Consider the following 23,409-nt stretch of genomic DNA (forward strand, 5'->3'; position numbering starts at 1 on the left):
AACAAAAGGAACATCATCATGCGTCGCTGCACACTGCTTTTTGCCACGCTGCTACTCCTCTTCAGCCAATGGGCCAGCGCCAGTTACCGCATCGGCGTCAGCATCGCCAGGGTCGACGACAACTTCATGACCTATGTGCGCAATGGCCTGGACGAGGCCGCCAAACAGAACGATGTCCAGATCCAGTTCGAAGACGCCCAGGGCGATGTGGTGCGCCAGCTCAACCAGGTCCAGGGCTTTATCAACCAGAAGGTCGACGCAGTCATCGTGCTGCCGGTGGACACCGCCGCCACCACCAATATGACCCGTGCCGCAGTCGAGGCGAAGATGCCGTTGGTCTACGTCAATCGGCACCCGGACGAACGCGTGCTGCCCAAGGGCGTGGTCACCGTGGCCTCGAACGACATCGAGGCCGGGCAGCTGCAAATGCATTACCTGGCGAAAAAACTCGACGGCAAAGGCACCCTGGCGATCATCATGGGCGACTTGGCGCAGAACGCGACCCATGACCGCACCGAAGGGGTCAAGCAGGTGCTCAAGGACTACCCCGGCATCAAGATCGTCGAGCAGCAAAGTGCCGAATGGCAACGCGCCAAAGGCATGGACCTGACCAGCAACTGGCTGCTGGCCGGCACTTCGTTCGATGCCATCGTCGCCAACAACGACGAAATGGCTATCGGCGCGGCCATGGCGTTGCAGCAGGCCGGTAAAACCAAGGGCGAGACGGCGATCGTCGGCATCGACGGCCTGCCCGATGGCCTAGCGGCCATCAAGCGCGGCATGCTGGTCGCCTCGGTATTCCAGGATCCCAAGGCCCAGGCGACTTCAGCGGTGCAAGCGGCGGTCAAGATGATCAAGGGCGAGGCGGTCGAGTCAGAGGTCTGGGTGCCTTTCCAACTGATCACGCCGGAGCAGGTGGCGGTGTTCGAACAGCATTACAAATAGCGTCGAGCTGACACTGACGCCGCTGACCCAGCCGGGGTCGGCGGCGTTTTTTGGTTGAGCGAGAGCGGCTGGGCAGCATCGCTGAGTTCGATGCACATGGCTTGGAAGCCCACACCTATGGCAAAGTGGACGCCTTGGTAGCGGAGAAAGCCGACTAAGAACCGCCACTCGAGCCTGAGCGCTATTCCGGCCAGGAATACGCCCATGAAAAAGCTGAATTGTATTTATCGCGCCGGAACTCGTAGCGTGTGTTCTCCCAACATAAGGAGATGAGACCGTGACCGATTCCCGCCTGCGCCTGTACGTTGACGCCCAGTTCAGCAGCCCCTATGCCATGTCGGTGTTCGTGGCACTTCGTGAAAAGGACATCGAATTTGAAATCAGCCCGATTGACCTCGATGCGTCCGAAAACCTGGCCCGGGACTATGCCAGCCTTTCGTTGACCCAGCGGGTACCCACGCTCGTGCATGGCGACTTCGCCCTGTCTGAATCCTCGGCAATCACCGAGTACCTGGAAGAGGCCTTCCCTTCGATGCCGGTTTATCCCCAGGATCGATTCCAACGTGCCAAGGCGCGCCAGCTGCAGGCATGGTTGCGCAGTGACTTGCTGCCGATCCGGCAGGAGCGCTCCACATTGGTGGTGTTCTATGGGGTGAAGTCGGCGCCGTTATCGCCAACGGCCGAATCGGCAGCGCGCAAGCTGGTGAGTGCCGCACAGACTCTGCTGGCCGACAGCCCGGAGTACCTGTTCGGTCAGTGGTCGATTGCCGACGTTGACCTGGCGTTGATGCTTAACCGGTTGATACTCAACGGCGACGCCGTGCCCGCCGCGTTGGTGGAATATGCGCAGCGCCAATGGCAACGACCTGCGGTGCAGGAGTGGGTCAAGCTGCAACGTCCTGCGCTGTAGAAGACACGCGGCAAAATCTTGCGCCTAACGACTATGAGAAGCCGGTCAGTTTCAGTGCTACAGTCTCACCCTTTCAGGGTGAGGCTACATCATGCGACTCATGCTAACGGCTTTGACCATGGCGCTGCTGACAGGGTGCGCAACTGTCAACGAAAGCTCCAGCTACGGGCACATGTGCGGCCTTCATCCTTACTGCGGCGTTACGGTGGACATGGAGATCATCAAGGACGCGACGGCTAAAGATGCGGGGGCCATGAGTGCCCTGGCGCCGTTTGCAGTCATTGACCTGCCGTTCAGTTTCGTCGCCGATACGCTGATCCTGCCGTACACGATTTTTCATATGAAGAGTGCCGACGAGTAGCGGTACCCCGCGTACTTTTCAAAACCGGCCTCCGACGGCCGACTTCTCATCCTGCGACCGAGATGCTCTAACATGAGCTAGCGTTCATGCCACGCATTTCCGATGACTCGCCGGGATACCTTCATACATGAGAGACCTGCCACCGACCGCCACACTCCGTGCCTTCGAAGTCGCCACCCGGCACGCGACCTTTACCTCCGCGGCCCAGGAGCTGCACGTAACCCAGAGTGCGGTCAGTCACCAGCTCAAGCATCTCGAGGCGCTTTGGGGCCTGCAATTGTTCGAGCGTGGCAAGTCATTGAGCCTCACAGCGGCGGGCGCCACGCTGGCGCCCATCGTGCGGGAATTCTTCATGAGCCTGGAGGCCACCCTGAATGATCTGCGCGAGCAGAAAGACCGGGTCCGTCTCGAAGTCAGCGCCACCTATTCCTTCGCCCTGAAATGGTTGCTACCACGGCTGCCCGGCCTCTCTCGCCAGCATCCCGAGTTGTTGGTTTCGCTGGACACCACGGACAGGATCATCCACTTCTCCGACACCCAGGCCGATGTCGCGATCCGCCTGGGCAAGGGCATTTACCCAGGCTTGTACTCGCAATTCCTGTTCGGCGAACAGGTGTTTCCGGTGGCAAGCCCCGACCTGCTGCAGCGCTTCGGGACACCCCACAGCCCCGCCGAGTTGCTGCACTACCCGTTGCTGACACGCGATGGCGCTGAGCTGGTGCCAAAATGGGAGGTCTGGTTTGAGAAGGTCGGACTGGAATTCTTGCCGCTCAAGGACAGTGTCAGGTTCGGCGATACCAATATGACGGTCGAGGCCGCCTTGCTCGGTCAGGGCGTTGCCTTGGTGCGCAGCGGGCACGTTGAAGCCGAAATCAGCGACGGCCGTCTGGTGCGGCTGTTCGATGTGTCGTTCCCCTCACCGCTTGCCTACTATTTCGTCTGTCCAAAAGGCATCGAATCGCAGCCGCACATTGTCAGCTTTCGCCAGTGGCTGATGTGCGAGGCGCTGAAAGCCCAACAGTCTTATGGTTAATGCATGAGGATTTACTCATGCAACGATGAGGAGACTTCGCTGTAGTCCGCGCACCGGGTTGCTTAACATCGGCCCATGCCTATCCATATCACTCTGCTGGTTCTTTTCGCCGCCCTGCTGCATGCCGGCTGGAATGCGTTGCTGCGTGGCGGCGCCGATCGGCTATGGTCGATGACAATGATGTGCATCGCAGTCGCCATCGCCAGTGCCGTTGCAGCTGCGCTCATGGTCGCGCCAGCACCCGCCAGCTGGGGCTATGCGGTGCTCTCGGCGCTGCTGCATGTCGGCTACAACCTGTTTCTGGTGCGCAGCTATCGGATCGGCGACCTGGGGCAGACCTATCCGATTGCCCGTGGTTCGTCACCGGTGCTGATCACCTTGGGCGCCGCGATCTTTGCCGGCGAAAGCATTGCCCCCAGCACGTTACTGGGGATCGGGCTGGTGTCAGGCGCAATCATTTCGCTGGCCTTCAGAAATCGCAAAATGGCGGTGCCCAGCCTGCCCTACGCACTGGGAACCGGCTGCTTCATCGCGGCCTACAGCGTCACCGATGGCATCGGCACCCGACTCTCCGGCGCGCCGCTGGCCTACACCGTTTGGATGTGCGCCTTGTGGGGCGTGCTGATGCCTGTGGTGTACATCGGCCTGCGCGACGCCCGCAGCCTGTTCTCGATCCGCCCCGGCATGTTGACCGCCCTGGCCGGCGGGCTGGTCTCCCTGCTGGCTTATGGCATTGTCATCTACGCCATGAACGAAGCGCCCCTGGGCGCGGTGTCGGCATTGCGCGAAACCAGCGTGCTGTTTGCCGCAGTGATTGGCTACCTGTTCCTCGGCGAGCCACTCACTGCCCGCCGGATCCTGGCGTGCGCAGTGATCGCCAGCGGCATCCTCATCATCGGCTGACACAGCTGACTCCCCACCGCTACAGGAGACTCTCACGATGGATAACGTCTCGCAGGCACCGCTGATTCTGATCACCGGCGGCAGCCGCGGCGTAGGTGCTGCCACAGCTCGGCTAGCCGCCGCACAAGGCTATGACGTCGCGATCAGCTACGTTGCCAACGAATCCGCAGCGCTGGCGGTGGCGGCGGATATCGAGGCGTTGGGCCAGCGGGCGTTGGCGATGCGGGCTGACAGTGCAGACCCCGAGCAGGTCGCCAGCTTGTTCACGGCCATCGACCGCTCGTTCGGGCGCATCGACGTACTGGTCAATAACGCCGGGGTACTGGCGCGTCAGTCACGCCTGGAGGACCTCGGCCTGGAGCGCATGCAGCGCATTTTTGCGGTCAACGCCATCGGCCCGATTCTCTGTGCCCAACAGGCGCTCAAGCGCATGTCCTATCGACACAACGGCCCGGGTGGAGTGGTGATCAATGTGTCCTCGGCGTCGGCGCGTCTTGGCAGCCCCAATGAATACGTGGACTACGCGGCATCAAAGGGCGCCCTGGAGACGTTCACCATCGGCTTGGCAAAGGAGGTGGCTCGGGAAGGAATACGCGTCAACTGTGTGCGCCCCGGTCATATCTATACAGAGATGCATGCCAGTGGCGGCGAGCCTGGGCGAGTCGATCGAGTCAAGGACTCGATCCCCATGGGCCGGGGTGGACAGCCAGAGGAAGTGGCACGGGCCATTCTGTGGCTGGCCAGTGCTGAAGCGTCGTTCGTTACCGGGACGTTTCTTGATGTGACGGGGGGTAAATGAGTTGGGAATGGGGACTTTTGAATTTTTTGCGTGAGGGCGCAAGCGTCCTCACAGCATTGCCTGGCGGCTATCCAGGCAACTGGTGGTTGTCCAGTACGCGATTGACCACTAACCCACTCAACATGATCACCTGTTGCAGCACTAGCATCGTGTTGCGCTGCGAGCCTTGCATCGCTTCGGCGATATCACTGGCCATGTCACTGGCATCCCTGGATGAGAAAATTCAGGCGCTGCACGGCTATCAGTTTCAGCTTTTTCCCGCGACGATGACGACTCCAATCCGGTCTGCCAGATCCAGCACCGTGTCGAACGCATTCGAATTCCCAGTCAAGCTGCGTGACATCCCCTGCGGATCGAGCGCCCCGTCAGGAATGCGGTCACCGAAGAGCACCACCGCACGTGCCGAGTCATCTTGTCGCGACACCCATGACAACCCGTGCACCTCCGGGCATTGACGGTGGATCGCCTCAGCCCATTTACGTGTAGCAGGGTATTGATCTTTCTCAGTGTCGATCAATTGCTTACGCGTAATGCCCAGTTTACGCAGAGGAACACTGGACAGATCAACCAGTTGCAACGGTTGGCTAACCTGGACGGAGGAATGCATCTGTCCAGCAAGCTTGCCCTTGTCGAAGCTCTTGAAGCCAGCCGTGTGGGGAACGTCGTGAAAAACGGTCTCCATCAAGGCGCACTCAACCGTAGTGCCGCCATACAAAGTGGGAATCGCCCGCCCCTGATCATCCTGAATCGGACTGAAGCGTGCATTACCATGCACACCGGGATTGAATTGATCCGGCCGATATTTTTCCTGATGCACCCGATGGAGCACGTCGCCTTTAGCAAGAACCGAAAGAGTCACGTGCAGCGTATCCGCAGGAGCTGGGGTGACGGACGCCGCCAAATCCGTGGCAGGTGTAACCAAACTCTCGCTGGACTCGGTACGCTGCTTAGCCATGGGCAATGCTCTGGATCTCATCCAGCGCAGCAGCAATCACCCGATCGGGCACCGATGCCAGCAGGTCCTGAGGCCTTTTTCCGCCTAGAAAACTGTTATCTGACCGGAACCAGTAAGCCATACCCCACCCGTCCTTTTGGCCACCGAAAACCTCAATGACTTTGGCTAGTGCCTTGAGCGGCCGATAGCCCGCGTCAGGATCCAAACCATAACCAGGGAAATAGTCGACCCCTGCGTGATTGATGGCAAAGATCTGTCCCTGCTTTTTCCATTTGTTGGGCTGAGCACTCGGGTTACGAGTACTCAACTGAGCCACCTGCGCGATATTTGCTGCGGTCAGCCAATCACCGCTCTCCAACACCGCTTTGCGGGCCTGCACCAGCATCGCCGCTTCCTTGAGCAGGCGAGGTGAAGGCGGCTTGCGTGTCACAAACACCTCGGCCAAGCGCTCCAGAGCCTTCGGATCCTGACGCTCCTGCAGCACTTCATACATTGAGGAGGCCACCTGGGCAAAGTTCTCCACCAACGCTTCAAATACGCTGAGCTGGATCCTATCGAAAGACACGACCAGCACTCGATCCGCATGCGAGCGACTCAAGCTGGCCCGAGCCTCCTTAGGCGTACCTACCAAGGTGGAGACGCCCGATTGCTCTGTAACGCTCATGGAAAATCCCCTCATCAGTTATCTAGACTATCAAATCCTAGCATATCCTTGATAACTCCAGCTCTGCCTAACGCCCCATTCATCCGGATGCGATAGATAGGTTTGAAGGGAACACCTCGTTGAGCATCAAACGATCATCGCCCCTTGCCGACCGTTGCGTCTAGGCTGTTGAAGGCGATCGGCAACCAACTCCCAGGCTACATCGATAACTTCGTATCGCTTGCCCATCGCGACCTCCCGCCTTCAATGGGGGCCAACTCTACCGAATCTCAATGCTCAGGTACGGCGACAGGGGTTTCAAAGAATTTCACAGAGAGCCTGGCGAGCATGAACCCCAGCACCCACGCTTCCGTGATCGCACAGTTGAGTAAGTCGCACATCAACCGCAATGAACTGCTGGATCACCGCAGCCTTCGTTCGGATGTGATTGCTCAAACGCTCGGTTGTCAGTTTGCCCGCGCCGGCAATGGCCATTGGCAACATCAGCTGATCCGCCAGGCGATTGCCGACCGCTGCATTGGATTGGTCCCAGGCCGTGAATTCGTCTACCGCCACGTCAGCGACTTGCATCGAAAGGCGGCGCGGCCGGATTATGCGTTCCGCCGGTGATCCGGACGGTACTCGACCCATCGGCCTGCAACAGCGCCGGCAGCAGGGTCTGCAACACCAGCATGGTGCTACCCGCCGTTCCGATGGCGAACGAATACTGCCCGGCCTTTACGGCCCCGGGACTGAACTCGATGGCGGTCGAATTGAGTTCCGCTCCAAGGGTCCTGGCGCCGCAAATCTCGGCCGCTGCTCGTACGGCGGTCAGGTGCTGGCGCAACAAACCGGGACGCGAGCGCTTGCCGCGTATCCCGGTCATCCGGAACGCCTGGCCGGTGATCATGGAAAGGCTCAGGGCAGTGCGAAGCACCTGCCCTCCTCCATCGGTTCCATCGATAAGAATCAGATCCTGGACCATCGCCTCACCCCTTCACGCAGACGACTTGGCGCAAGGTATGGACCACTTCAACCAGATCGCGCTGGGCAGCCATGACCGCATCGATGTCCTTGTAGGCCATCGGGATCTCGTCGATGACCGCCGCATCCTTACGGCACTCGACATGGGCCGTCGCCCGCACCTGGTCCTCAACGGTAAATAACGCCTTGGCCTTCGTACGACTCATCACCCGTCCTGCACCGTGTGAACAACTGCAAAAGGCTTCCTCGTTCCCCAGGCCTCGCACGATGAAACTCCTGGCGCCCATCGACCCGGGGATGATCCCCATCTGCCCCTTCTGCGCAGAGACGGCGCCTTTACGCGTCAGCAGAATGTCCTCGCCGAAATAGGTGCCGCGCTCCACGTAGTTGTGATGACAGTCGACGGCGATCAACCGCGATTCAAAAGGCTTGGTGATGACCGACCGTACGGCATCCAGCACCGCCAGCATCATGACCGCGCGGTTCTGCTTGGCAAAATCCTGGGCCCATTCCACCGCCTCGACGTAATCATCGAAGCTGGAGGTGCCTTCGCGCAAGTAGGCCAGGTCCCGGTCAGGCAGGTTCACCATGTGCCTGCGCATTTCCTCGCGGGCCTTTTCGATGAAATAGCTACCGATCGCGTTCCCTACGCCACGGGAACCGGTATGCAGCATCACCCACACATGGTCGGCTTCATCCAGGCATACCTCGACGAAGTGGTTACCCGTTCCCAGCGTTCCGAGGTGTTTGCGGTTGTTGGACTTTTCAAGGCCCGGATGCTTTTCGGTAATGAGGTTGAAACGCCCCTCAAGGGCTGACCAGGCCTGATCAACCACCGCCGGCGCGGTTGCCCAAGCCCCTTTGTCGCGGCCGCTATGCCCCGAGGAGCGTCCATGGGGAACCGCCTTCTCGATGGCAGTACGCAGGCCAAACAAATGATCGGGAAGGTCGCTGGCGCGCAGCGAGGTGCGCACAGCCGACATGCCACAACCAAGGTCGACCCCGACGGCAGCGGGGATGACCGCGCCCTTGGTAGGAATCACGCTGCCGATCGTCGAGCCTTTCCCGAGGTGAACGTCCGGCATGACAGCCATGTGCTTGAACACGAACGGCATCTGCGCCGTGTTCATCAGTTGCTGCCTGGCCTCCGGCTCGACAGGGACGCCCCGGGTCCACATTTTGATGGGTTTGCCGTTTGCAACTTCAAGCAGCTCGAAGGTTTGGATAGTCATGGTTTCTTCGCTCCTGTGATTTCTGTTTGGGAGCTCTATAGCGAGCGGCATGCCAATTCTACGACTGGCGCACGGAATTTTTACTATCTAGTTGATTTTAAATGTTTTTAATAACGACTCCGTCAACTCGAAGAGGTTGATGCTAGTCACCTGACGGATCAAAAAACTATACTTTGTTATCGATACCTATCTTTTGAGATATCCCTCAATGCAGTTCAAAAAGACAATCGCCATTGGAATGCTTGGCTCAAAGCTCGACCGCGTCGGCAAGGGTGAGCAGCGCTGGAGCAAATGGCGCCCCACCATCGCGCTTTGCCAACAGCCCGACCTGGTGATCGATCGCCTTGAACTGATTCACGGCGAAGCGCGCTGGGACGCCGATCTCGCCTTGAAAGTAGCGGCTGATATTGCCCAGGTCTCGCCCGAGACCGAGGTTCGCCTGCATAGCATGGCGATGCGCAACGCCTGGGACTTCGAAGAGGTTTACGCCGCATTACATGACTTCGCCGCCGACTACCCATTTGACACTGAGCGCGAGGATTATCTCGTTCACATCACAACGGGCACCCATGTCCAGCAAATCGTATGGTTCCTGCTGGCCGAATCCCGGCACATCCCTGCCAGGTTGATACAGACGCAGCCGAGTGGCTTTCGCGATGATGATTCGGCACCGGCCGGTAAGCACGTGATTACCGATCTCGATCTTCAGCGCTACGACCAGATCGCCAAGCGATTCCAGGCTGAGCGCCTGGAAGGCACGGAACTGCTCAAATCCGGTATTGCGACCCGCAACGCGGCGTTCAACCGGACGATAGAACAGATCGAACGAGTCGCCGTTCGATCCCGGGCGCCGATCTTGATCAGCGGCCCTACGGGCGCTGGCAAGTCGTTTCTCGCGCGGCAGATATACGAGCTCAAACGAGGCCGTCATCAGGTCGATGGCCGGTTCGTCGAGGTGAATTGCGCCACGCTGCGCGGTGATGCTGCCATGTCGACACTGTTCGGCCACACGAAGGGCGCATTCACCGGCGCTCAACAAGCACGCGAGGGCTTGCTGCGCTCGGCGCACAAGGGCGTCTTGTTCCTCGACGAGATCGGAGAACTGCCCCTCGACGAGCAGGCGATGCTCCTCAAGGCGATCGAGGAGAAGAGGTTCTTGCCGATGGGCTCTGACAAGGAGGTCGAGTCTGACTTCACGCTGATCGCAGGTACCAACCGCGACCTGCACGAACGCGTTGCTGAAGGCCTGTTCCGCGAAGACCTGTTAGCCCGGATCAACATCTGGACTTTTGTACTGCCCGGACTGGCCAGCCGGGGCGAGGACATCGAGCCGAACATCGATTTCGAATTGCAGCGATATGCCCGAGACCACGGCCATACGGTTCGCTTCAACACCGAAGCCCGGCGCCGGTATCTTGCCTTTGCGACCGCCAGGGAGGCCGCTTGGCCAGGAAACTTCCGGCAGCTGTCTGCTTCGATCACGCGCATGGCCACCCTGGCCGATAGCGGCCGCATCGACATGGCGCTTGTAGAGGATGAACTGGAGCGACTGCGCCTGGATTGGCGGATACCGACCGCCTCCGACCCACTGTCCGAGCATCTGGAAAACGCCGGCCTTGAGATCGACCTGTTCGATCGTCTACAACTGGAAGCGGTCTTGAAGGTCTGCAGCACAGCGACAAGCCAGGCGGATGCCGGTCGCAAGCTCTTTTCACAGAGCAGGTCGACCAAGGCATCGAGCAACGATTCGGATCGAATTCGAAAGTTTCTGGCTCGATTCGGTATCACCTGGAGCCAGGTCCATGAGCTTCTATCGCCTCGTCAAAAAAAACCGCTGGAGCAAAACTGAAGCTGATTATGGCGACACGAAACCTCTAAACGGTCTGTTTTCCTGCATGCTGTTGCTACACAAGCAGCCGCCAACTGTTCCTCCAGCAACACCCTCCCAACATTTAATCCGCCCAATCAACAATCGGCGGCACCTGCACAGGCTCAGGCCCAGTAAATACTGGGCTTCTCGCCTTGGTACGGCCCTTGCTCAAGCCTGTGTACCTCCATCAACCGTCCAACAGGAAAACCTAGGATGAGCACTCCATTGAAAGTCGTCGCCGTTTCCGGCGGCACCGGCCGTCCCTCGCGCACACTGGCATTGACCGAAGCCATCCTGGGCGAACTCGGTCAACACCTGGCCATCGATACCCACCTGATCGAACTGGGCGATATTGCCCGCCCTCTGGGTGCTGCGCTATGGCGCAAGGAACTGCCGGAAACCGTCGAGCATGAACTGCGCCTGATTGAATCGGCAGATCTGCTGGTGGTCGCCGCGCCGGTGTACCGCGGCACCTATCCGGGCCTGTTCAAGCATCTGTTCGACCTGGTCGGCCAGGACGCGCTGGTCAACACCCCGATAATGCTCGCTGCCACCGGTGGCAGCGAGCGTCACGCCCTGGTACTCGATCATCAACTGCGTCCACTGTTCAGCTTCTTCCAGTCGCTGACCCTGCCAATTGGTGTGTACGCCAGTGAGAGCGATTTCCTCGACTACCGCATCGTCAGCGAGCTCTTGCAGGCCCGTGTCGAGCTGGCCGCCCAACGCGCCGCCCGCCTTTTCGGCAGCCAGGCGCATGCGCTGCGCAAGATCGCCTGAGGAGCCTGCATGACTGTTTACTGCGCTGGCCTGGAAGGCCTTTGTACGAGGGATGTCGTGTGAGCATTCATCAACATCCCTCCGTTCTGACCCCATTGCAGACCGCCCGCCGCCTGGCGGGGGAATTTGCCGAAACCGCCGTCGAGCGCGACGAGGCCGGTGGCACGCCCAAGCTTCAACGCGATGCCATCCGCCAGAGCGGCCTGCTGGCCTTGAGCATTCCAACCCAATTCGGCGGCCTCGGTGCCAGCTGGAGCGAAACCCTCGGCGTGGTCCGTGAGTTCGCCAAGGTCGACAGCTCCATTGCCCACGTCTTCGGTTTCCAGCACCTGATGCTGGCTACCGTGCGCCTGTTTGCCCGCCCTGACCAGTGGCAGCCGTGGTTCGAACAGACCGCACGCAAGAACTGGTTCTGGGGCAACGCCTTGAACCCGTTGGACACTCGCACCGTGGTCAAGACCTTTGATGGCTGGCGTGAGTTCTCCGGCAAGAAAAGCTTCTGCTCCGGTGCCAGCGACTCGGAAATGCTGATCGCCTCGGCCATTGACGAAAGTGCCAACGGCAAACTGTTGATCGCCGCCATCCCGAGCGGCCGCACCGGTATTACCCTGCACGGTGATTGGGACAACATGGGCCAGCGCCAGACCGACAGTGGCAGTGCCACCTTCGAACGGGTGCGGGTGGAAGAAAATGAATTGCTGCTCGACCCAGGCCCGCTGAGCACCCCCTTTGCCTGCCTGCGCCCGCTGATCGCGCAACTGCATTTCGCCCACATATTCCTCGGCATCGCCGAAGGCGCCCTTGAAGAAGCCCGGCACTACACCCTCAAGGAAGCGCGCCCGTGGTTCCGCTCCAAGGCCCAGCATGTCAGCGAAGACCCGTACATATTGCGTCATTTCGGCGAGTTCTGGGTCGGCCTGGAAGGCGTACGCCTGCTGGTGGAACGCGCCGCCGAGCAACTCGACGAGGCCTGGCACAAGGGACATGCCCTGGGCGCCGAGGAACGCGCGCAACTGGCGCTGTCCATCGCCACCGCCAAAGTCGCTGCCGTACGCACCGGCCTGGACATCTGTAGCCGACTGTTCGAGGTCACCGGTGCCCGTGCCACCCATGCGTCGCTGCGCCTCGACCGCCATTGGCGCAACCTGCGCACCCAGAGCCTGCACGACCCGGTGGATTACAAATTCCAGGAACTGGGTGAGTGGGCGCTGAGCCAGACGCGGCCCACCCCCTCTTTCTACTCATAGGCAAGCCCATGAAACTGCTGACTCTCCCCCCATCGCCGTCACTGGCCACGTCGATCCGGGCGACCGCACAAGTTTTCGAAGACCCTAGATCGCAGGCGCTTCTTGCTCACGTTCAGCAGGTCGCCCCCAGTGAAGCCAGCGTCCTGATCATTGGCGAGACCGGCACGGGCAAGGAGCTGGTCGCGCGCCACATCCATAACCTCAGCGGCCGGCGCAGTGGCCCTTTTGTCGCCGTCAACTGCGGCGCCTTTTCCGAATCGCTGGTAGAAGCCGAACTGTTCGGCCATGAAAAAGGCGCCTTTACCGGTGCGCTGGCGGCCAAGGCCGGCTGGTTCGAAGAGGCCAACGGCGGCACGTTGTTCCTGGACGAGATCGGCGATCTGCCGATGGCGATCCAGGTCAAGCTGCTGCGAGTGCTGCAGGAGCGCGAGGTGGTACGCCTGGGGTCGCGAAAAAGCATCCCGATCGATGTGCGGATAATCGCCGCCACCAACGTGCAGCTGGACAAGGCCATCGGAGCCGGGCACTTTCGCGAGGACCTCTACTACCGTCTCGACGTAGTCAGCCTGCAACTCTATCCGCTGCGTGAACGGCCAGGCGATATCCTGCCGTTGACCCGCCATTTCATCAAAACCTACTGCAACCGCCTCGGCTACGGCGAAGTGCGCCTGACGGTACAGGCCGAGCGCAAACTCGTGGACTACAGCTGGCCGGGCAACATCCGCGAGCTGGAGAACGTCATCCACCATACGTTGCTGGTGTGCCGCAATGGCCTCGTACAGGAAGACGACCTGCGCCTGTCGCCCATACGCATCGAACGGCAGGAAGCCCCGCAATCGGAACTGGGCGAGAGTGCCGAGGAACAACTGCTGCGCTCATTCCACCGGTTGTTCGAAGAACAGGCCGGGGGCCTGCATGAGAAGGTGGAAGACAGCCTGTTGCGTGCGGCCTACCGCTTCTGCCATTGCAACCAGGTTCGCACCGCCAACCTCCTCGGACTCAGTCGCAACATTACGCGAGCACGGCTGATCGCCATTGGCGAGCTAGTGGTCAACCGACGCCGCCCGGACTCCGGCACTCGGCCAAACCGGGCCCTGCAACTGTCGATCTGAACACCGTAGAACCAGGTAATGCCTCACCCGCGAGCCGGGACTGGCCAGCAGGCGCCGGCTCATGTCGACACGAACGAAAAGCCGCAACGAACCGCACTGCGCTCATATTCCAGAAGGCACTCATAATCCGCCTCGCTGGCCGGCAGGACTTCCTTGATCGCCAGGTCCCGAGAAACCTCAGGAAGCTGGCTCAAGGCTTGATTCATTGCGTTCCTGATTGAATCTGCCTCATACGCGGTTCGACGAATCGATGTGATGTAAGGCAGGCACGGACTGCGCACACTTCGCGCCAGGATCTTCAGGCCGTCAATCTCTTCACTGTCATCCCGCGCAAGATAGTCATAGGTAACGCTGTCGATGGCCGCCAGATCACCGTCATGATGCCTGAGTCTTCGAATACTCTCCCGGTGCGACCCCGTGTAGGTCAGTTTCGAGAAGAAACCGTGAGGGTTGACTCCAGCAAGCGTGTGGCGCAGCAGATTCATCCCCGAGTTGGAGTCCCGGGCGTTGATCAACCCATGGCTGCCCTGCAAGTCCGCCAGATCGGCGACGGACGAATCAGCTCTACAGAGCAACAGACTGCAATGTTCGCCCCCCGAACTATGCGCCAGCTCATAACGCGGGCGCCCGATCAGCCTGACCTTTCCCAGCAGCGACGTGATGAAGGGATAACCGCAGGTCTGGGACAGCAGCAGATCCGGTGCCAACCAATGGGACGCTGGGTCGAGGACCGGTCTTTGCTCGCGCGGCTCACCGAGGATCTCCCGAACACGCTGGAGCCAGGTTTCCTGCGCCTGTACAACCCTGGCAGGCGCGACGTACATCGATAGATCGCTGATCATATGAAAGCCTTCAGAGGATTGTGATCGGCTCCAGCTCACAGTAAAAAACTGTTCGCAGGTGCTTTCAAACCCAAGCGGTCCCTTAGCGTGCCGGGTTCATATTCCTTACGGAAAACCTCTTTGGCTTGCAGCAACGGCACGACAGCGCGGGTGAATGTCTCGAAGTCGGTGGGCAAGAACGGAAACATCAGGTTGTAGCCATCGACGGCATTCGACTCGTACAGCTGCGAAAGCTTATCGGCAATGTGCTCGGCCGTTCCGATCAGCAGCCAGGTACTGGAACTCTTGACCAGTCGACGCCCTATTTCACGGATGGACAAGGCAGCATCGTACTTCTTGAGCAACGCCAGCTCGGTTCGGATGCCGTCGAACTCGGACTCATCCGGCAGCGCCGGCAAAGGGCCGTCTGGCGACAGTCCGGTCAAGTCGAGCCGGGTGTAGCTGGAGACCAGGTCAATCGCAACGGCATCGATGATCAGGCTGTCCTCCAACTGCTGGCGCCGCTCTTGCTCGGTCTCTTCTTCCAGCACGACAGGAAGCACACCGGTAATGATTTTCAGATCACCGGGCTGCCTGCCCTTGGATTCAAGACGGCGGTTCAAATCGGCCCTGTACGCCAGTCCTTCCTCTATCGTGTTGATGAAACAGAAATGCACGTCCGCATGGGTAGCGGCCAGATTCTTGCCTGCTTCGGAGGAGCCCGCCTGGGCAAGCACGGGATAGCCTTGAGGCGGACGCGGCACGTTGAGCGGACCACGTACGTTGAAATGCCCGCCCTTGTGGTGGATCGGGTGAATGCGCGACGGATCGGCGAAATCGCCGGTGCCCTTGTTGAACTCAAGCGCCCCTTCCTCCCAGGAGTCCCAGAGCTGTTTGACCACACGGATGAATTCGTCGGCCCGCAGGTAACGATCACCATGTTTTGCCACCCCTGACAATCCGAAATTGGACGCCTCCTCCTCCAGCCAGGACGTCACGATATTCCAGCTGGCTCGCCCTGAACTGAGGTAGTCCAACGAAGCAAAGTACCGGGCAATATTGAAAGGCTCGTTATAGGACGTCGAGGCGGTCCCCATCAGACCGATGTGATCGGTCACGGCGGCCAGGGCGGATAACAGCGTAATGGGTTCGAGCCGGGCATTGGCGTAGTGCCTCAACCCGCTGGCCACGGAGTCCCAAACCGCCACGTGATCCGCCACGAAGACCGCATCGAACTTCGCCGCCTCGGCCGCCTGCACCAGTTTCACGTAATAACCCAGCGTCAGGACTTCATGGGTCGGTGACTGCGGATGGCGCCAGGAAAAACGATGGTCCCCTTGGGGATTAAAGAAGAACAAATTCAGAATCATGCTTTTATTGGACATAACGCCTCCGGGCCCCTTGCTCCATTGCCTTCAATCAGCGAGTGGTCTTGACGGTGTTTTCGGCAACCCATTGCGCCGCGACCTTGGCTGGATCCTTGTGATCGATATCAACCAGGCGATTAAGCTGCTTGAGGTCGGCATCGGTCAGCTTTGCGGAGACTTCGTTGAGCACCTGGGTGACTTCAGGCGTGAGCAACGCCTTGCGCCCCAGTGGCGTAATGTTCTGCAAGGGTTGTTGGTGCTTGTCGTCCTCAAGGACAACCCAGGGTTCTTTCGCCAGGATGCCTTGCGTGGAAACAACGGTGGCGACGTCGATAGCGCCGGAGTTCAACGCCAGCCGCGACAAGGGCCCGCCCATGTCCAGTGATTTGACGCTCTTGAAGTTGATGCCGTAGACCGCCTTCAACCCGGGCAGGCCCAATGCGGAAGTTGCGACTTCGGGTGGGCCACCCAACGTCAATTCACCCGAGACAGGCGCCAGGTCGGACAAGGTGCGCAAGTTGTACTTTTCGGCAGTCGTCTTGGTAACGGCCCAGGCGGTAATGGAGCCAACCGAAGAAGGCTCGAGCAGTTGCAGGTCCGCCGGCAACTTCTGCTTCAAGGCACTGACGATTTGCTCCTGGCTGGTCAAGGCAGTTTTGCTGTCATAGAAACTCAGCAGCGACCCTATGTACTCGGGCACTACATCGACATCGCCGTTCTCCAGCGCCTTGGCGATGATCTGGCGATTGCCCAGGTTAAGCCGGGTCTTGACGTCTATCCCTTGGCTTTTCAGGGCTGACGCATAGATGTTGGCGAGGATGGTCTGCTCGGAAAAATTGGCCCCGCCAATGGTGATCGATTGAGCACTGGCGAACGTGCTGCCCACCAACAGGCCCAAGCCCAGCAACAATGAAGCCGGGAGCGGCAGGCGCGCCTTCAAGCGTAGTGTTCTTTTCATTTTGATTTTCACCTCTGCAGCATTAACGGGCACTTCAAATGCCCATGATCAAGTAGCGCTCAGCTCGACGCCGCTCGCTCGCCATTTTCGAAGCATTAATTTTTCTATGAGAGAGCAGATCCACTCGCTGACGATGGCCAGGGCCGACACCACCAATGCCCCGCCAATGATTTGCGGGGTGTCATTGCGTCCGAGCCCGTCAATGAGAAACCTGCCGAGCCCGCCGAACCCCGCATAGGCGGCGATGGTGGCCGTTGCAATCAGTTGCACCAGGGCGGATCGGAATCCGGAGAAGATCAGCGGGAACGCCAAGGGCAATTCGAGCTGGATAAACATCTGTGCCCTGCGCATCCCCATCGACCGGGCGGCCTGCTTCAGCGACGAATCGACTTGATCGATCCCGACATAAGTGTTGGTCAATATCGGCGGGATGCTCATGGTGACCAAGGCTATGATCACCGTGCTGGTTTCATAGCCAATGACCATGATTGCAAGTATCACGATACCGAGCGAAGGCAATGCTCGCCCGATATTGAATACGCCTATCGCCACTTGGGCGCCTTTACGATAGTTAGCCAGCAGTACGCCGAGCGGCAACGCGATCCCACAGGCAATGGCAAGGCTTAGAGACACGTAATAAACATGCTCTGCCAACCGAGTTAGAATGCCGTTCTCGCCCCACCAGTTTTCTGCAAGCGAAAACCACAGGCACACATCCGCGAACATATTCATTAGCGCACCCAGGGAACCAGCCACTTATCGATGGAATAAAACAGAAAATCAAAACACAGCGCCAACAGCACGGTCAGGAACAAGCTGACCGCCACAGGCGTGGTGAAGCTCTGTGCCAGGCCGGTAATAAAGAGCTGTCCCAGCCCACCTTGACCAATCAACGCGGTAACCGTGACCAGCCCGACCAGGGTCACCGATGTCGTTCGCAACCCTGCCAATAACGAAGGCAGCGCCAACGGAAGTTCAACCCCCAGGAATCGCTGCATGCGCGTATAGCCCAGTGCACGGGCTTCCTCCAGTACGTCCGGGGGATTGCTCGAAAGTCCCGCCAGGGTGTTCTGTAGAACAATGAGCAAGGAATACAGGCTCAAACCAATCACCGCCGTTGTCTTGGACAAACCGGTAAAAGGCATGATCAAAATAAACAGGGCCAGGGACGGCACGGTAAAAAGTATGCCGCTTAGATAAATCATCGGTCCCGCCAACCCGGGCTTCCACAACGTCAACAAGACCATGGCGCCCGCTAACAACAGGCCGATGCACAGCCCGGAGATCACCAACTGGATATGGTCCAACAACAGCTGGGCGATCTGCTGCCAGTTTTCAATGATCCAGGGCCAGTCAATCATTGCGCACTTCCGAAGCGGCTTGTATTGAGTGCGCTGTGAAGACTGGCAATTGAGAGACAACCGTCGTAACCGCCCTTCTCGTCCAGCCTCACAACTACACCGATCGGGGCGGTCAGAATTTTAACCAGTGCCTGATGCAACGAGTCATTGCTCGAAACCGTTGTAAGCTCGGGCACAGGCACATTCGAGTCACTGACCCATTTCAACGGCGTGGCTTGATCGTCCAGCAGGAGTTTGAATGTGCAATCGATTTCATCCGCAGGAAGGTCAGCGACCTTCATGAGCGAAAGTCTTTTCAGCAAGGGATCCTTGCCGATAAAGTTCTTCACGAACTCGTTGGCCGGATGGGCGAGGATATTTTGAGGTGTATCGAATTGAACAAGCTTTCCCTCGCCCTCGAAAACAGCGATCCGGTCAGCAATCCTGATAGCCTCCTCCATATCATGGGTCACCAGGATGATGGTCTTGTGCAAACGCCGCTGAAGCGCAACCAGTTCGTCTTGAAGTCGTTCGCGAATGACCGGATCGAGCGCCGCGAAGGGTTCGTCCATCAATACGACCGGCGGGTCCGAGGCCAATGCTCTTGCCAGAGCGACACGACTTTGCTGCCCCCCCGACAATTGATTGGGGTAGCGGTCGAGGAACTCCGGCTGTAGTCCGACCAGGGAAATCAACTCGCCCACCCGCTCACGGATCTTGTGCTTGCTCCAGCCCAGGAGCCGCGGTACAGCACTAATGTTTTCGGCAACCGTCTGGTGAGGAAACAAGGCTGAGCTCTGCATCATGAAGCCAATGCCACGGCGAAGCGTAACGACGTCAAGCTCATCGGTCGCAACGTCATTGACATAGACGCGGCCGCTGTCCTGGATATCCAGGCGGTTGATCATCCGCAAAATGGTGGTTTTGCCACAACCGCTGGGTCCGACGAACACACAGATTTCACCCTCACGGACATGCAGCGTCAGATCGCTCACGGCCATGCGTGGGTTGCCTTTATGGGTCTTCTTGATGGCTTCAAAACGTATCATTTTCCGACGCCTTTGATATTTATTGCCTGGCAGGATGACGAGGACAATCCACGGGACTGACCAGATGCCTGTGCAACAATTGGAAGTAGCCGTGAATGACATAGCCGTTGTTCCGGGCTATCCATTGCTCGCGCCTGGCTCTGTACACCCGGGGTAAATAAAACCAGGGCAACCCGGGAAGATCGTGATGTACCAAATGAAGATTCAAGTTCAGAAAGAGCCAGCTCAAGAGTCCTGAGGATTCGTTGAGGACCGTGCGGTGTTCTGGCAGCGCTGACGGCCGATGCTCGTAGAATGACCGGATCATTGAAATGGACAGGGCCGGCAGCGAAACCAGGAGTAGGTACTGCACGGCACTGATGGCGCTGAATTGCTCAACCAAAGCCAGCAGCACCACGACACTGGGCACATGAACTGCCCACACCTGCCAGGTGCTGCGTCCCGTGCGAAACAGCCCCCTGATCTCGCTCCCCAGAAAGGCCATCACGGCCAATGGCGCTCCCATCAGCAAGCGACCGCCTAACGTCTTATTGGCCCACAGCAAGACCTTCAGATAACCGGGTGACTGCAACCAGAAGTCACGGGTGACGTAGCGACTTTCCGGATCGCGACCGGGCACTGTCAGGTCCGCGTCGTTGTGATGCGCCAGGTGCGTGTCTCTATAAATATCGTAGGGGTACCACACCGCGAATGGCAGCAATCCCAGGGCTCTGTTCAGGGCAGGCCAACGGGTGGGGTGACCGTGGATCAGCTCATGCTGAATCGACATCCAGAGCACCACCAGTGGGATAAGCACAACGATGGTGAACAGTTCGCCAAAGGCCTGCCCGTAGAAGATGACCAGTATCCAGCCCAGATAGAATCCGCCCAGCAACAGCCAGGTAGGCCATTGCGTTCGGCTGGTAAAGGTAGTGCTTAACTTAACGATTTCAGCTCGATGAGCTTCGTCCAGATAGTTCGGCATGATGCAAAGTCGCGGCAAGGACTGTAGGCGCCCAGTCACTCATGCTCCAAGCCGTCACCCTGTTAGATCGGGTAGATACTTGAAAATGACTGGCCAGACTTACGGTATGGAAGTGTCCAACGGCGCTGCTTCACATCGCGTAGAGAAGAAATGCCAGGCCCTCGCTGATTGCACTGCAGGCTTCACTGTTGGCTTGGACAGGGAGAGGTTTGCCGGTGACTGATGGAACGGCAATGGAGGTATTACAGCTGACGCGAATAACGCCGGAATGAAAAATCCCCGGCGCTCCGTCAGAAGACGAAGTTACAAGGCTGATTCGAGAAATTCGGGCGCCGGACATAGTCATACCATTGAATAATGTTGAACATATCCGGCGGTCCGGTTGACGCAATCTAGCATGATGACTAATACGATCAAGCAATAAATTGTCTTATGCTTATTTCCAAAAAGAATATCAATCGCCACGGCTGCCCCGACAAATCGGGCAGCCGCTCTAAGCGTTATCGCTAGGTTTCACGCGATGTGCAGCGTCCTTCCCTTGACCTCTTCCAGAGCATTGGCCAAGGCAACCTGGAAACGCTCGACCAACAAGTCGACTTCTTCAGGCTGGATAATCAACGGCGGCAGGAATCGCACCACGGCGCCATGGCGTCCTCCCAGTTCCAGAATGACCCCCAGGCGCAGGCACTGGCGCTGAATCGCCTGGGCCAAGGCCGTATCCGCGGCCGGTACACGATGATCGCTCGGCTTGTCGCTGACGATCTCCACGCCCACCATCAGGCCCCGGCCACGCACATCGCCCAGGCACGCGTAATCGCCTTGCAACCGACGCAGTTGCGCCATCAGTCGTTGCCCCATGACCTCGGCGTGTCCAGGCAAGTCTTCACTGATGATGTGGCGCAGCGTCGCCGCCCCCGCCGCCATCGCCATCTGATTGCCACGGAATGTGCCGGCGTGGGCGCCTGGTTTCCAGGTGTCGAGTTCTTCGCGGTACACCATGACGGCCAATGGCAACCCTCCGCCGATGGCTTTGGAAAGCACGAGGATGTCCGGCTCGATATCCGCATGTTCGAAAGCAAACAGCTTCCCGGTACGGCCCAGGCCGGTCTGTACTTCATCAATGATCAGCGCAACGCCGAACTTGCGGGTCAATTGGCGCAGTCCCTGGAGCCAGCGGATCGGCGCCGCGATCACACCGCCCTCGCCCTGCACGACTTCGACCACCACGGCTGCGGGCGGCAATACACCCGACTCCGGGTCACCGAGCAACTGCTCGATAAAATGCAGGCCTGCATCGATACCAGCCTCGCCGCCGATGCCGAACGGGCAACGGTAGTCGTAGGGGTATGGCAGGAACTGCACGTCAGCCATCATCGAGCCCAGCGCCTGTTTCGGCCCCAGGTTGCCCATCAGGCTCAGCGTTCCAAGCGTCATGCCGTGATAGCCACCGGAGAACGACAGGATCGGTTTACGTCCGGTGGCCGTCCTGGCCAGTTTCAATGCCGCCTCGACGCCATCAGCACCGGTCGGGCCGCAAAACTGGATGCGCGCATGGCGGGCAAAGTTTTCCGGCAGTGCATTGAACAGGTCTTCGACGAAACGATCCTTGACCGGTGTGGTGAGATCCAGGGTATGCAAGGGCAAGCCCGAGTCGAGCGTTTGTCGCATGGCCGCAATGGCGACCGGGTGATTGTGCCCCAGCGCTAGCGTCCCCGCCCCCGCCAGGCAATCCATGAACAATTGTCCCTGGGTATCGCGGACATAGAGCCCATGGGCCTCTTGCAGCGCCAACGGAATACGCCGCGGGTAAGACCGGGCATTCGACTCACGGGCAGCCTGGCGTTGCAGGTACGGGTTGGTGTTCAGTTCACGCGGCGCTTGCTGGCGGAACTGTTCCAGCGTGAAGGTTGCGCTGGAAGATAGACGGGGCTGGACGCTTTCCATATTGAATCCCTGAGTGAAGAAACGCTGTCGCGGGCGATCAGCCCTGTCCTTGTTCCTGCATGGCCTGGCGCAAGCTCAACGGGCGCATGTCGGTCCAGACCTTTTCGATATGGTCCAGGCACTCTTGCTTGCTGCCTTTCACGTCGAGTGCGCGCCAGCCATCGGGCACACTTCGATAATCCGGCCAGATTGAGTATTGCTCCTGCTCGTTGACTACAACCAGAAAGCGCGTATCCGGGCTGTCCAAACTCATTGCTTGCTCCTTGAGGGTATGACGCGAAGGATCCTACGATACAATACTAATGGTAGCGATTCTCATTAATATTTTAAAATATGTGCCTGTTTCTCAAAATTCATCTCGACGATGAACAGTCGCAAGACCGCAACGCCCTGTTTATACTTCGAGCCCTTCTGAACGATAACCGCTCTCAATACGCGGCCTACGGATGAGTCGATGATTCCCAGCCTCGCCCCGCTGTTCACCGGTCCGCTGGCCGACCACGGTGAAAAGCTGCAACTGCGCAGCCATCCTCGGACGGATGTGCCGGCAAGCAGATTCTTCCAGCCGGGGCATTTCAACGCTTTCGTCGACGAGCTGCAGGCGCGGTACAAGACCGATGAGCGTCTGGCCCTGGTTTCGCTGTGGTCCAAGTGGTACTTCAGCACGTTCCTGGCACCGGTGATGGCGGCCAATCTGCTCCAGCAATGGGAGCTGCCACTGGCGCTCGCCGACACCGGAATCCAACTGGGCAATGACGCCAGGCCGCAGGCATTGCACTTGTCCCATGCCGGCCAGCCTTTGCCTCCCGGCACCGCCTTCGAAAGATTCCATCCCCTGATCGAGGACCATCTGGAGCCCGTCATCGAAACCCTGGTCGGTGCCTCCCGGGCATCGCCCCGGCTGTTCTGGAGCAATGCCGGCAATACCTTCGAGTTCGTCACCAGCCGTATCGACCTTCACCCGCTGGCCAACGCCCACAGCACCGCACCGGCCAGGGAAATCCTGGCCGCTCGCCTGCGCCCCGACGGGCGACGCAATCCCTTGTTCGCCCCCGTGCATTACCAGGATATCGGCGAGGACGAACCACAGCGCCTCAGGCGCATCTGCTGCATTCGCTACCGCCTTCCCGGCGTCGGCTATTGCAGCAGTTGCCCCCTCGATGAGTGCAAAGAGCAGGAGCAGCCCGTCTGACGG

At 59.1% G+C, this 23,409-nt stretch carries 24 protein-coding genes and 1 pseudogene; 11 read left to right on the forward strand and 14 right to left on the reverse strand.

The window, feature by feature from the left end; genetic code table 11:
• The first annotated feature begins 18 nt into the window (after positions 1 to 18).
• The 6 genes from RGM2987_RS27230 to RGM2987_RS27255 all read left to right on the forward strand — a co-directional run bounded on the left by RGM2987_RS27230 (position 19) and on the right by RGM2987_RS27255 (position 4,951).
• On the forward strand, positions 19 to 945 hold the full coding sequence (locus RGM2987_RS27230) for a sugar ABC transporter substrate-binding protein (protein WP_245146044.1): 927 nt from the start codon (positions 19 to 21) through the stop codon (positions 943 to 945).
• Between the two features lie 277 nt (positions 946 to 1,222).
• Complete coding sequence (gene yfcF / locus RGM2987_RS27235) at positions 1,223 to 1,855, forward strand: glutathione transferase (RefSeq protein ID WP_245146046.1); 633 nt, start codon at positions 1,223 to 1,225, stop codon at positions 1,853 to 1,855.
• A 91-nt stretch (positions 1,856 to 1,946) separates the two neighbouring features.
• Positions 1,947 to 2,216 (forward strand): YceK/YidQ family lipoprotein, encoded by a 270-nt coding sequence (locus RGM2987_RS27240; RefSeq protein ID WP_245146048.1) that lies wholly within the window; start codon positions 1,947 to 1,949, stop codon positions 2,214 to 2,216.
• A gap of 127 nt (positions 2,217 to 2,343) precedes the next feature.
• The gene (gcvA, locus tag RGM2987_RS27245; RefSeq protein ID WP_245146054.1) at positions 2,344 to 3,249 is read left to right on the forward strand and encodes a transcriptional regulator GcvA; all 906 of its coding nucleotides are present in this window, start codon (positions 2,344 to 2,346) and stop codon (positions 3,247 to 3,249) included.
• 75 nt (positions 3,250 to 3,324) lie between these two features.
• A complete protein-coding gene (locus RGM2987_RS27250) occupies positions 3,325 to 4,152 on the forward strand; it encodes an EamA family transporter (protein ID WP_245146055.1) in 828 nt (275 codons plus the stop codon).
• 37 nt (positions 4,153 to 4,189) lie between these two features.
• A complete protein-coding gene (locus RGM2987_RS27255) occupies positions 4,190 to 4,951 on the forward strand; it encodes an SDR family oxidoreductase (RefSeq protein WP_245146057.1) in 762 nt (253 codons plus the stop codon).
• 67 nt (positions 4,952 to 5,018) lie between these two features.
• On the opposite strand, the gene RGM2987_RS27565 is transcribed toward RGM2987_RS27255, so the two are convergent.
• From RGM2987_RS27565 to RGM2987_RS27275, 5 genes and pseudogenes are all read right to left on the reverse strand, one after another.
• Complete coding sequence (locus RGM2987_RS27565; RefSeq protein WP_280640067.1) at positions 5,019 to 5,147, reverse strand: hypothetical protein; 129 nt, start codon at positions 5,145 to 5,147, stop codon at positions 5,019 to 5,021.
• A 51-nt stretch (positions 5,148 to 5,198) separates the two neighbouring features.
• Positions 5,199 to 5,906 carry an RES family NAD+ phosphorylase gene (locus RGM2987_RS27260; RefSeq protein ID WP_245146059.1) on the reverse strand — a complete coding sequence of 236 codons (708 nt, stop codon included), beginning with the start codon at positions 5,904 to 5,906 and terminating at the stop codon, positions 5,199 to 5,201.
• Entirely contained in the window at positions 5,899 to 6,570 is a 672-nt protein-coding gene (locus RGM2987_RS27265; protein ID WP_245146061.1) for an MbcA/ParS/Xre antitoxin family protein, read from the reverse strand. The genes RGM2987_RS27260 and RGM2987_RS27265 overlap by 8 nt, the downstream gene beginning before the upstream one ends.
• A 297-nt stretch (positions 6,571 to 6,867) precedes the next feature.
• Positions 6,868 to 7,534 (reverse strand): annotated as a pseudogene (locus RGM2987_RS27270) (RNA 3'-terminal phosphate cyclase).
• A gap of 4 nt (positions 7,535 to 7,538) precedes the next feature.
• Positions 7,539 to 8,759 (reverse strand): RtcB family protein, encoded by a 1,221-nt coding sequence (locus tag RGM2987_RS27275; RefSeq protein WP_245146178.1) that lies wholly within the window; start codon positions 8,757 to 8,759, stop codon positions 7,539 to 7,541.
• Between the two features lie 214 nt (positions 8,760 to 8,973).
• On the opposite strand from RGM2987_RS27275, the gene rtcR reads away from it, so the two are divergent.
• The 4 genes from rtcR to RGM2987_RS27295 all read left to right on the forward strand — a co-directional run bounded on the left by rtcR (position 8,974) and on the right by RGM2987_RS27295 (position 13,771).
• On the forward strand, positions 8,974 to 10,614 hold the full coding sequence (gene rtcR, locus RGM2987_RS27280) for an RNA repair transcriptional activator RtcR (protein WP_245146063.1): 1,641 nt from the start codon (positions 8,974 to 8,976) through the stop codon (positions 10,612 to 10,614).
• Between the two features lie 234 nt (positions 10,615 to 10,848).
• Positions 10,849 to 11,412, forward strand: a complete 564-nt coding sequence (gene msuE / locus RGM2987_RS27285; RefSeq protein WP_245146065.1) for an FMN reductase — start codon at positions 10,849 to 10,851, stop codon at positions 11,410 to 11,412.
• 59 nt (positions 11,413 to 11,471) lie between these two features.
• Positions 11,472 to 12,659 (forward strand): acyl-CoA dehydrogenase family protein, encoded by a 1,188-nt coding sequence (locus tag RGM2987_RS27290; RefSeq protein WP_245146067.1) that lies wholly within the window; start codon positions 11,472 to 11,474, stop codon positions 12,657 to 12,659.
• A gap of 8 nt (positions 12,660 to 12,667) precedes the next feature.
• Positions 12,668 to 13,771, forward strand: a complete 1,104-nt coding sequence (locus RGM2987_RS27295; protein ID WP_245146069.1) for a sigma-54 dependent transcriptional regulator — start codon at positions 12,668 to 12,670, stop codon at positions 13,769 to 13,771.
• 59 nt (positions 13,772 to 13,830) lie between these two features.
• Here the strand turns inward: RGM2987_RS27295 and RGM2987_RS27300 are convergent, their stop codons facing one another.
• The 9 genes from RGM2987_RS27300 to RGM2987_RS27340 all read right to left on the reverse strand — a co-directional run bounded on the left by RGM2987_RS27300 (position 13,831) and on the right by RGM2987_RS27340 (position 22,467).
• Positions 13,831 to 14,613: a PhnD/SsuA/transferrin family substrate-binding protein gene (locus RGM2987_RS27300; RefSeq protein WP_245146072.1), complete on the reverse strand. Its 783-nt coding sequence runs from the start codon at positions 14,611 to 14,613 to the stop codon at positions 13,831 to 13,833.
• Between the two features lie 35 nt (positions 14,614 to 14,648).
• Positions 14,649 to 15,977, reverse strand: coding sequence for an LLM class flavin-dependent oxidoreductase (locus RGM2987_RS27305; protein ID WP_245146074.1), 1,329 nt, complete (start codon positions 15,975 to 15,977; stop codon positions 14,649 to 14,651).
• A gap of 34 nt (positions 15,978 to 16,011) precedes the next feature.
• Entirely contained in the window at positions 16,012 to 16,917 is a 906-nt protein-coding gene (locus RGM2987_RS27310; RefSeq protein ID WP_245146076.1) for an ABC transporter substrate-binding protein, read from the reverse strand.
• Positions 16,918 to 16,965: 48 nt separating this feature from the next.
• On the reverse strand, positions 16,966 to 17,649 hold the full coding sequence (locus tag RGM2987_RS27315; RefSeq protein ID WP_245146078.1) for an ABC transporter permease: 684 nt from the start codon (positions 17,647 to 17,649) through the stop codon (positions 16,966 to 16,968).
• Positions 17,649 to 18,278, reverse strand: a complete 630-nt coding sequence (locus tag RGM2987_RS27320; RefSeq protein ID WP_245146080.1) for an ABC transporter permease — start codon at positions 18,276 to 18,278, stop codon at positions 17,649 to 17,651. The genes RGM2987_RS27315 and RGM2987_RS27320 overlap by 1 nt, the downstream gene beginning before the upstream one ends.
• Positions 18,275 to 19,306: an ABC transporter ATP-binding protein gene (locus RGM2987_RS27325; RefSeq protein ID WP_245146082.1), complete on the reverse strand. Its 1,032-nt coding sequence runs from the start codon at positions 19,304 to 19,306 to the stop codon at positions 18,275 to 18,277. The genes RGM2987_RS27320 and RGM2987_RS27325 overlap by 4 nt, the downstream gene beginning before the upstream one ends.
• A 19-nt stretch (positions 19,307 to 19,325) precedes the next feature.
• Positions 19,326 to 20,270 carry a fatty acid desaturase gene (locus RGM2987_RS27330; RefSeq protein WP_245146084.1) on the reverse strand — a complete coding sequence of 315 codons (945 nt, stop codon included), beginning with the start codon at positions 20,268 to 20,270 and terminating at the stop codon, positions 19,326 to 19,328.
• Positions 20,271 to 20,783: 513 nt separating this feature from the next.
• On the reverse strand, positions 20,784 to 22,214 hold the full coding sequence (locus RGM2987_RS27335; RefSeq protein ID WP_245146085.1) for a diaminobutyrate--2-oxoglutarate transaminase: 1,431 nt from the start codon (positions 22,212 to 22,214) through the stop codon (positions 20,784 to 20,786).
• Positions 22,215 to 22,251: 37 nt separating this feature from the next.
• Complete coding sequence (locus tag RGM2987_RS27340) at positions 22,252 to 22,467, reverse strand: MbtH family NRPS accessory protein (protein ID WP_053154124.1); 216 nt, start codon at positions 22,465 to 22,467, stop codon at positions 22,252 to 22,254.
• A 201-nt stretch (positions 22,468 to 22,668) separates the two neighbouring features.
• Here RGM2987_RS27340 and fhuF point away from each other — a divergent pair, with 201 nt between their 5' ends.
• A complete protein-coding gene (fhuF, locus tag RGM2987_RS27345) occupies positions 22,669 to 23,406 on the forward strand; it encodes a siderophore-iron reductase FhuF (protein ID WP_245146087.1) in 738 nt (245 codons plus the stop codon).
• Positions 23,407 to 23,409: the final 3 nt, after the last annotated feature.

This window comes from Pseudomonas sp. RGM2987 (genome assembly GCF_022952855.1).
Taxonomy (GTDB): domain Bacteria; phylum Pseudomonadota; class Gammaproteobacteria; order Pseudomonadales; family Pseudomonadaceae; genus Aquipseudomonas.